Source organism: Bradyrhizobium zhengyangense, assembly GCF_022012435.1.
Lineage (GTDB): Bacteria > Pseudomonadota > Alphaproteobacteria > Rhizobiales > Xanthobacteraceae > Bradyrhizobium > Bradyrhizobium zhengyangense.
On the sequence record NZ_JAKLUA010000010.1, the window covers coordinates 267,520 to 275,849 of the forward strand.

General features: G+C 64.7%; 7 protein-coding genes. 5 read left to right on the top strand and 2 right to left on the bottom strand.

Annotated elements, in window-relative coordinates; genetic code table 11:
* Nucleotides 1-73 precede the first annotated feature (73 nt).
* Nucleotides 74-1,450: a SagB/ThcOx family dehydrogenase gene (locus tag L6637_RS27905; protein ID WP_237863344.1), complete on the top strand. Its 1,377-nt coding sequence runs from the start codon at nt 74-76 to the stop codon at nt 1,448-1,450.
* Between the two features lie 18 nt (nt 1,451-1,468).
* Here the strand turns inward: L6637_RS27905 and L6637_RS27910 are convergent, their stop codons facing one another.
* Complete coding sequence (locus tag L6637_RS27910) at nt 1,469-2,155, bottom strand: helix-turn-helix domain-containing protein (RefSeq protein WP_237862949.1); 687 nt, start codon at nt 2,153-2,155, stop codon at nt 1,469-1,471.
* 273 nt (nt 2,156-2,428) lie between these two features.
* Here L6637_RS27910 and L6637_RS27915 point away from each other — a divergent pair, with 273 nt between their 5' ends.
* Entirely contained in the window at nt 2,429-3,412 is a 984-nt protein-coding gene (locus tag L6637_RS27915) for a phosphatase PAP2 family protein (RefSeq protein WP_237862950.1), read from the top strand.
* A gap of 334 nt (nt 3,413-3,746) precedes the next feature.
* On the opposite strand, the gene L6637_RS27920 is transcribed toward L6637_RS27915, so the two are convergent.
* Nucleotides 3,747-3,911, bottom strand: a complete 165-nt coding sequence (locus L6637_RS27920) for a Flp family type IVb pilin (protein WP_057757281.1) — start codon at nt 3,909-3,911, stop codon at nt 3,747-3,749.
* Between the two features lie 307 nt (nt 3,912-4,218).
* On the opposite strand from L6637_RS27920, the gene L6637_RS27925 reads away from it, so the two are divergent.
* The 3 genes from L6637_RS27925 (at nt 4,219) to L6637_RS27935 (ending at nt 8,147) form a co-directional block, all read left to right on the top strand.
* A complete protein-coding gene (locus L6637_RS27925) occupies nt 4,219-5,724 on the top strand; it encodes a hypothetical protein (protein ID WP_237872640.1) in 1,506 nt (501 codons plus the stop codon).
* A gap of 11 nt (nt 5,725-5,735) precedes the next feature.
* The gene (locus L6637_RS27930) at nt 5,736-7,541 is read left to right on the top strand and encodes a hypothetical protein (protein WP_237872641.1); all 1,806 of its coding nucleotides are present in this window, start codon (nt 5,736-5,738) and stop codon (nt 7,539-7,541) included.
* Between the two features lie 282 nt (nt 7,542-7,823).
* Nucleotides 7,824-8,147, top strand: a complete 324-nt coding sequence (locus L6637_RS27935) for a hypothetical protein (protein WP_237862953.1) — start codon at nt 7,824-7,826, stop codon at nt 8,145-8,147.
* Nucleotides 8,148-8,330: the final 183 nt, after the last annotated feature.

Here is an 8,330-nt window from a genome sequence, read left to right on the forward strand (position 1 = left end):
CTCCCGGAAAAAGCTGGCCAGGAAAGTCGCATTCGTCATCGCCGCCCGGCTGAACGGCCGTTTCTCCCTGCATATGCAGGCCGACGGAAGCGTTGCCGCCGTGTCCGGCGATACTTCGCTCAACCTCGGACAATACAGCCGCGCGGCGATCGAACGCGCAGGCCCCCTCGCCACCGGCTTGCCGCTCGCCTCCCTTCCCGGCAGAAGTATCGTCGCAAGGCAGGTTCATGCCCTGGTGCAGCGGCTGGCGCGGCACGGGCTCCTCGACTATCGCCTGTTCTCGCCCCGTGACGCGCGAGACGTGGTCGTTATCGAGCCACAGATCGCGGAATACTGGCCGGAACCCGCAAAGCTGTCGAACGGCGATACTCTCGCCTTGTCGCGCTTCGCCTATCTTCGCCGGCGCGACAACGAGATGGTGCTGGAATCGCCGCGCGCCGGCGCGCTGTTCCGGATTTGCGATCCCGCCATCGCCGCCACGCTCGCGGCCCTGTCGCGGCCTCAGAAGATCAGCAACCTTCGCAGGCAGGCGGCCGCGCTGGACATTGGTCTGCTCGGATTGCTGCTCAGCAGCGGGATGTTGATCAAGCTCGATACGAAAGACAGAGACGGCCTTCGGGTCAACGAAGGCGACGGCAATCTCGTTCTCTGGGATTTCCACGATCTCGTATTTCACACGCGGAGCACGGAGGGCCGGCATACCGATCCGGTTGGCGGCGCGTACGCCTATGCTGCCGCCGTTCCGCCGCTGCCCGCGCTGCGCCCGCCTTGGCCCGGCAAGTCGGTCTCCCTCGACAAATTGGCCCTGCCCGAGCCGGCGTCGCCGTTCGTGCAGTTGCTCCGCGCGCGCCATTCGACGCGGGATTTCGACGATCGGAATCCCGTCACGCTTCCCGAGCTTGCGCAGTTTCTCGGCGCCACGGCCCGCGTGTTGTCGGAATGGAAGAGCGGCGCCGATGTCGACGGCGGCTCCGAGGTCACCTACACCTCACGACCGTATCCGGCGGCCGGCAGTGCGTATGAGCTGGAGCTGTATCTGGCGGTCTCCAACTGCGAGGGTCTGGCGCGCGGATTTTACCACTACGACGCCGGAGGCCACGCGCTGGTCACGCTCGATGCCTCCCCCGAGCAGCTCCGGGCGCTTCTCGCGGCGGCCGAGTTTTCCATGGACGCATCCGGGCCGCCGCAGGTCCTGATCACGATCGCTGCGCGCTTCGGGCGGATCTCCTGGAAATACAGCTCGATCGCATATTCGCTGGTCCTGAAGGATGTCGGCTGCATGATCCAGACGTTCTACCTTGCGGCGGCCGATATGGGCCTTGGCGGCTGTGCCATCGGCACCAGCAATATTGATCTGTTTGCAAAAATGACGGGGCTCGAATTCCACGTCGAGGGACCGGTTGGTCAGTTCGCGCTGGGACGCAGCGCGCACCGGTCGATCCCGGGCTAGAGCCTTTTTGCGATCGGCTCAGCCCGCAGCCCCGACCAGCGCCTTGGTCGTCGGCAGCAGCGTCTGCTGCACGACGAGACCACGCGCGCGGGCGTCCATGACGCCGACGGCGCGCAGCGCCAGCAGCGTCACGGTCTGGACAGCGTCGCGCATCTTGGCGGGGTCTTCGAGATTGTCAGGCGCGAGCGGACCGACCAGGGCCTCATGCAACGCGCCGAGCAGCGCGGTTGCGGCGAGCGCGGTGTCCTGCGCCGGCAGATGGCCCGCGCGGACCGCAGCGTCGATCCGTGCGGCGATCTCGCCCGCGATCTCGCGGCGGCTGGCCAGCCTGGAGGCGCTGACATCGACATCGACGGGCTCGGCCAGGATGCCCCAGGCGAGGCGCCGCTGCGACAGGGTATGGACGGCCACCGTGGTCACGGCCGCCGCCAGCGCCGAGGACGGTCCCGGCGCGGCATCGGCCGCCCGCCTGATGGCCGCGAGCTCGTCACGGGAGACTTCGGAAATCAGTTCGGAGATCAGCTCGGCCTTGGAAGGGAAGTAGCGGTAGACGGTGCCGGCCGCCACATTGGCCCGGACGGCGACCGGCGCGATCTGCACCGCCGCCATGCCGCCTTCGGCTGCGGCTTCCCTTGCCGCCGCCAGGATCGCGCTGCGCCGAGCCGCAAGGCGCTTAACCACTTGATGCGTCCGCCGATAAACCATGGCGCGCTTCCTGTCCCACCACGCCTGCCGCACGCCCCGCGGCCGAACGCTTCGTCACCGAATTCGCTGCAAATCGCCCCGCAAGGACTGAACAACTATTCAGGGGGGATGACAAGCAGCAAATGCGTCATGCGTCACGCCTGACCTCACTTGCGTCGCTGCACTGCAAACCGCTCAAATTGCAGGGAATTCATTGGTAAACGGCTGACCACACTTCTTACCGCGGTCTTAAAGCCGGCCAGCGACTGTGGCTGCGATCCAACCCGGTGCAGCATGGTCGATACGGACGCCAAGACCGCCTGGCAGCTCTTCCATTTGAACTGGCTTCCCATCGTGTTCATGGGCAGCCTGCTGACGCTCGGCCTTGATGTCACTGGCCTCAGGCTCGAGCCTGTCGCCTACGGCACGACGCTGGCAATCGCCGCGCTCTTCGTCGTCATTGCCTATCGCCACCGCATCGGCAAAGGCGATCTCGCCGATCCGAAACTGATCTTCTCGCTTGGCACGATCGGTCAAGTGATCATCACCTGCGCCATCGTCGGGCCGCTCAGCTACGTCGCGGGCAAGATGGGCTGGCCGCTGCAGGATCAGGCGCTGCTCGCGATCGATCGCGCGCTCGGCCTCGATCCCGAGCCGATCGCGCGCTTCGTCAACGATCATCCCTGGCTCGCTGACATCCTGTCGCGCAGCTACGGCCTGATCAAATGGCCCCTGCTCGCCATCCCCATCGTGCTGACGCTGACGGCGCGCTACGTGCGGCTGCAATTGTTCATGCTGGCAATGAGCCTTGCGCTCGCCATCACCATCGCGATCTCGGCCCTCGTGCCGGCGATCGGCACCTATTACGCACTGCAATTGCCCGCGGCCCACCTCCCCGACATCAACACCGCCATTTACGCCGGGCAGTTGCGCGACATCCTGGGCTTACGCGACGGCAGCCTGCACGAGATGCAATTGTTCAAGCTCTCCGGCATCGTCTCGTTTCCGAGCTTCCACGCCGCATCCGCCGTGCTCTACATGTGGGCGCTGTGGCCGGTGCGGCGCATCGGCGGTGCTGCAGCGGCCCTCAACCTCATGATGATCGCGGCGACGCCTGTCATCGGCGCGCATTACATCGTCGACGTCGCCGGCGGTGTTGCGCTGGCGGCAGCTTCGATCTGGGCCGCGAAGGCCTATCTGGAATGGATGAACCGCACGGCGCGGGTCTCGGCAGCGCCGGCTACATCGGCGGTGTGGCAGCCGAGTCTTGCGGAATAAGCGCGCGAGTAGCGCCGCGATCAATCACATCCACAGCTCTCGTAGGGTGGGCAAAGGCGCGTAGCGCCGTGCCCACACTCTCTTTGCAATCGAGAAAAGTGGCTCCCGCTTCCTCGTCATTGCGAGCGCGGCGAAGCAATCCGGCAATCCCTCCGTGGAGACAGCCTGGATTGCTTCGGTGCGCTCGCAATGACGCGGGGGATACGCCGCGCCATCTACTTGACGTGGGCATGCTTCGCTTTGCCTACCCTACGAAACCTTCAACGCCGCGCCCCCCAAACGAAAAGAGCCCCGTCCGAGGACGGGGCTCTCTGAACTCTGAATTCGTCTCAGCTTACTTGAGGCTGGTCGAGATCGAGCCGAACTTGGTGTTCAGCGTCGAGCCGAGGTTGTTGACGACGGTGATGATCGCCAGCGCGATGCCGGCAGCGATCAGGCCGTATTCGATGGCGGTGGCGCCGGATTCGTCCTTCACGAAACGCGAAACGAGGTTCTTCATAGACTGCTCCAAAAGATACACGAGGCTTCAACTGGTCTGGTCTGGTTTCTTCGGCTTCCCAGCGCCGCCTGACCATGGAACCGAACGTAAGGGCAAAGAATTGCGCCGCAGTTAATTCGACTGCGCAAACAGAGAAGGGTCTACACGTATTCGCCGATGGTAAACCGAAATCTAAAACAATCGGTTAAATTGCGCGGAAACAATGCCGCGCCAGACGCGATCGCCCCGCCGATTTACTGGAAGTTATGACCGCCGTGGTCCAATGCCGCCCGCTCGGCCAACGCTCCCAAGAACAACACGAGGCGGCATGTCGCTTTCCTTCACCAACAGCATCACCGTGCAGAGCCGCGCGCGAGCGCTGGTGCCGCTGTGTGTCGGCGCGGGTGCCTATCTCTTCTTCCTTTATGTCGGCGACACGCTGCTTCAGGACTCCGACTCGTTCTGGCAGATCAAGATCGGACAGTGGATCCTCGATCACCACGCCCTGCCCTATACCGATTTCTATTCGTTCACGCGGCCAGGGGAGCCCTGGATCTCGACCTCCTGGCTGTCGCAAATTCTGTACGCCATCACCTACGCGCGATGGGATTGGGCGGGGCCGGTGATCCTCACCGCGCTCGCGATCGCCGCCTCGGCCGCGATCTTCGTTTACCTGCTCGACGCCCATCTTGAAATTCCGCGCTCGGTTCTGTTCGCGATGCTGGCAGTGCTGCTGTCGCTGCATCACATCCTGGCGCGGCCGCACATTTTGGCGCTGCCGGTGATGATCGCATGGGTCGGCGTGCTGATGAACGCGGCCGATCGCAAGGTGACGCCGTCCTGGGTCTGGCTGCCGCTGATGTCGCTGTGGGCGAGTTTGCATGGCGGCTTCGTGCTCGGCCTCGCGCTGATCGGCCCGATGGCGCTCGAAGCCATCTGGACGCTCGATTCGGCCAAGCAAATCCGGCTTCTCGGACGCTGGTTCCTGTTCGGCGTCGCCGCGATGCTGGCTGCCTGCGTCACGCCCTATGGCTGGCGGACGCTGCTGGGCGCCACCAACATCCTCAACCTCGGCGAGTTGCTCTCGGTCATCTCGGAATGGATGCCGGCGAATTTCGCCTCGTTCTCCGCGTTCGAAGGCGCGATCCTCGGCCTGATCGCCCTCGGCCTGTTTCGCGGCCTCACACTGTCGGTGCCACGCATTCTGCTGATCCTGCTGTTCACCTGGATGGGCCTCACCCATGTCAGGAGCATCGAGGCCTTTGCCTTCCTGGTGCCGCTGGTGCTGGCAAAGCCGCTGGGCGAAAAGTCGCCGCTGCCGCAGCTCACGCAAGGCACCGAGAGCGGAGCCGCGCGCTATGTCACGGTGATGGGCGCGCTGATGATCGCGGCCGCGGCCTGGACCTCGACCTCGACCTCGATCTACATGTCGCATCACCGCTTCACATTCACGATGAACCAGACGCCGGTTGCCGCCGTCGACCTGCTGCAGCAACGCAAGGCGCAGCGCATCTTCAATGCCTACCAGTTCGGCGGCTACCTGATCTCGCGCGACATTCCTGTTTTCGTCGACGGTCGCGCCGAGCTCTATGGCGAGAAGTTCGTGATGGACTTCTTCAAGGCGATCGAGGTCAAGAAGCTCGATAACCTGACGCGGCTGCTCGAAGAGTACAAGATCGACGCCACGCTGCTGGTCGCCGACAGCCCCGCCGCCCAGGTGCTCGATCACATCAAGGGATGGAAGCGGCTCTATGCCGACGACATCGCCGTGATCCATGTGCGGGATGACGAGGCGAGCACGGGCGAGACGCCCATGCCCGCACACTCAAATTGAGACGCCGGACAATGTCGCCGTTCGTCCCACCGACCGTGCCACGATCGACCACGGAGCCGAAGCCTGCGATCGTGCTCGCGATAACCTGGGCAACGATCGTGGTCGCACTCGGACTTCCCGCGATCAAAACCGGTGTGTTCGACACGCTGTCGACCGACGACGCCCTGCGTCTGGTCGAAGTCCGCGATCTTCTGGCCGGCCAGGGCTGGTTCGACCTGACCCAATACCGGCTCGACCCGCCCGGAATTGCCATGCACTGGTCCCGCATCGTCGATGCGCCCCTGGCCATGCTGATCCTCTTGTTCCGTCCGCTGCTCGGCCAGCACCTTGCCGAAGGGCTTACGCTGGTGCTTTGGCCGTCGCTGTTGATGGGCGCCGCGCTATGGCTCGCAGCGACGATCGCAAGTCAGGCATGCGCCCCTGCAGACAGGAAGCGGGCAAAGCTTGCGGCGATCCTGATCACGGCGCTGTCGATCCCCGCCCTGATCCACTTCCGCTCCGGCGCGATCGATCATCACAATCTGCAGATCGTGCTGCTGCTCGGCTTCGTGCTCTGCATCTCCGACCTGGAACACCGCGCGGACAAGGCGGCTTTGGCTGGGTTGTGCGCCGCGCTTTCGCTGTCGGTCGGATTGGAAATGCTGCCCGCCATCGCCCTGGCGAGCGCGACCGTTGTGGGGCTGCTGGTGTGGAAAGGCAGTGAAGTCCTGCGCCCCGCCTGTGCCTTTGGTGCAGGCCTTGCCGGGTCGTCGCTGCTGCTGGCGCTGCTGCTGCTCCCGATGAACAGTCTCGCCAGGCCCGTCTGCGATGCCTTTGGCGGGCCCATCTTGCTGTTGTGTGCGGGCGGCGGCGTCGCCCTGCTCGCGGTTGCCGGTGTTGCCCGCATACGCGGGCCCTTGTGGGCGCGGCTGGCGGCGAGCGCGCTCGCCGGCGCGCTGCTGCTGGGCGCATTCTACAGATCGTATCCGAGCTGCGTTGCGTCGCCCTATGCGCAGGTCGATCCCCTGCTTGTCAGCTTCTGGCTTGACCGCGTCGTCGAGACCATGCCGCTGACTGAACTGGCACAGATGCAGCCGCAAAAGCTGCTCGGCTATTATGCGTTTCCCTTGCTGACGCTCGGCCTGTGTGTTGTTGCCATGATCGGCTGCACGCCGCAAACGCGCTTTCGCTGGATCGTTTCGACCGTCACGCTTGCAGCGCTGGTCGGCGAGAGCCTGTGGGAATTGCGTGGCGCTGCCGCGGCCAATATCGTCGCCGCCCCGCTGTGCGTCGCCGGAATTGTCCGGCTTCGCACTGACATCGTGGCCGGTTGGCGGCTGGTGCGTGTGGCGTTGCTGGTGTCGCCCGCCACACTTGGAGGCATCGGACTTGCGGTCTGGCCGGCGCTCGCCGCCGGCACGAGCGGACAGAAGATCGCGATGCCCGATCCCGCCGCGTCCTGTCAGACCATCTCCAGCGCCGCGCCGCTCGCCGGCCTGCCTCCCGGACGCGTGATGGCGCCGATCGATTCCGGTTCTGCGATCCTGGCCGCGACGGAGCACTCCGTCTTCGCCGGTCCCTACCACCGCAATAATGACGGCAACCTCGCCATGGTGCATGCGATGACGGCAACACCTGAGGCCGCCCGCGCCCTGCTCCGCGCGCGGCAGGTCGACTACATCCTGACGTGCAACGGCTCCTTCGATCAGGAGGATCTCGTTCGCATCGCACCGGAGGGCCTTGCCGCACATCTCGGCCGCGGCGAAGCTCCGGACTATCTGGAGCCCATACAGGCCGTGTCAAAACCCGGCTGGACGGTGTGGCGCGTGCGCAAGTGAGAGAGCGCGTGCCGCAGATTCGATCCCGATCGGCCGGGCCTCTTGCGCATGTGCGGGACGATATGGAAGGCGCAGCAACAGAGGAGCGGCCGTAGCCCGGATGGATCCAACGGGTCGGCGCGAAGCGCCGCCCGATGACAGGCTCCGCCCGATCCGGGGCCTTCTCTAGAGTACCGATCCCGGATTACGCTACGCTCCATCCGGGCTACGTCGGCCTCGTGCCTGACGCGGCTCAATGCAGCCAGATCGGGGCTACGCAAATGGCCTGAAGTAAACTGTGTCATGAAAAACCCGGACGCCATTGCCGTTATCGTATCAGCGCTCCGCCACGTCCATGGTGACGACATCGCGCGCATGATGCTGGTCGAAGGCATGAGCCTCGCCAATCTGATCGATGCGATGTTTTCGGCGCCGCTGACGCACCGGGAAGCCGTTCGGGCGATGACCGACGGGCTCGATGACTTCGTCATCACGCCCGACCTGGGCCTGATCTGGCACCTGAAATATGTCTACGGAGACCACTCCTTGCACGTCGTGGACCTGGAGATCGCCACCCCCGACGGCACGCTAGCGAGCAAGGACGTCTGGCTTCGGCTGGCCGAGTGAGGGGCCGCGATAGGGCTCACATCGTCAGTGCGAGCAATCACCCTCGTAGCAACCATTAAAGATCCGCCCGATTGCTTCGAGAATGACGCCGTGCTTGTGGCCGTCAAGGCGTGGCCTGGCAAGGGCGGAGTTTGGGGTGAGGCAGGAGCGACGGCCAGCCTTGACGTCCGCGGCGCGCGGCGT

What these genes read in the sequence shown, in the direction of transcription:
- L6637_RS27905 (WP_237863344.1), top strand. Translation starts at nt 74, where the DNA reads ATGCAGGCCGACGGAAGCGTTGCCGCCGTGTCCGGCGATACTTCGCTC.
- L6637_RS27910 (WP_237862949.1), bottom strand. Translation starts at nt 2,155, where the DNA reads ATGGTTTATCGGCGGACGCATCAAGTGGTTAAGCGCCTTGCGGCTCGG.
- L6637_RS27915 (WP_237862950.1), top strand. Translation starts at nt 2,429, where the DNA reads ATGGTCGATACGGACGCCAAGACCGCCTGGCAGCTCTTCCATTTGAAC.
- L6637_RS27920 (WP_057757281.1), bottom strand. Translation starts at nt 3,911, where the DNA reads ATGAAGAACCTCGTTTCGCGTTTCGTGAAGGACGAATCCGGCGCCACC.
- L6637_RS27925 (WP_237872640.1), top strand. Translation starts at nt 4,219, where the DNA reads ATGTCGCTTTCCTTCACCAACAGCATCACCGTGCAGAGCCGCGCGCGA.
- L6637_RS27930 (WP_237872641.1), top strand. Translation starts at nt 5,736, where the DNA reads ATGTCGCCGTTCGTCCCACCGACCGTGCCACGATCGACCACGGAGCCG.
- L6637_RS27935 (WP_237862953.1), top strand. Translation starts at nt 7,824, where the DNA reads ATGAAAAACCCGGACGCCATTGCCGTTATCGTATCAGCGCTCCGCCAC.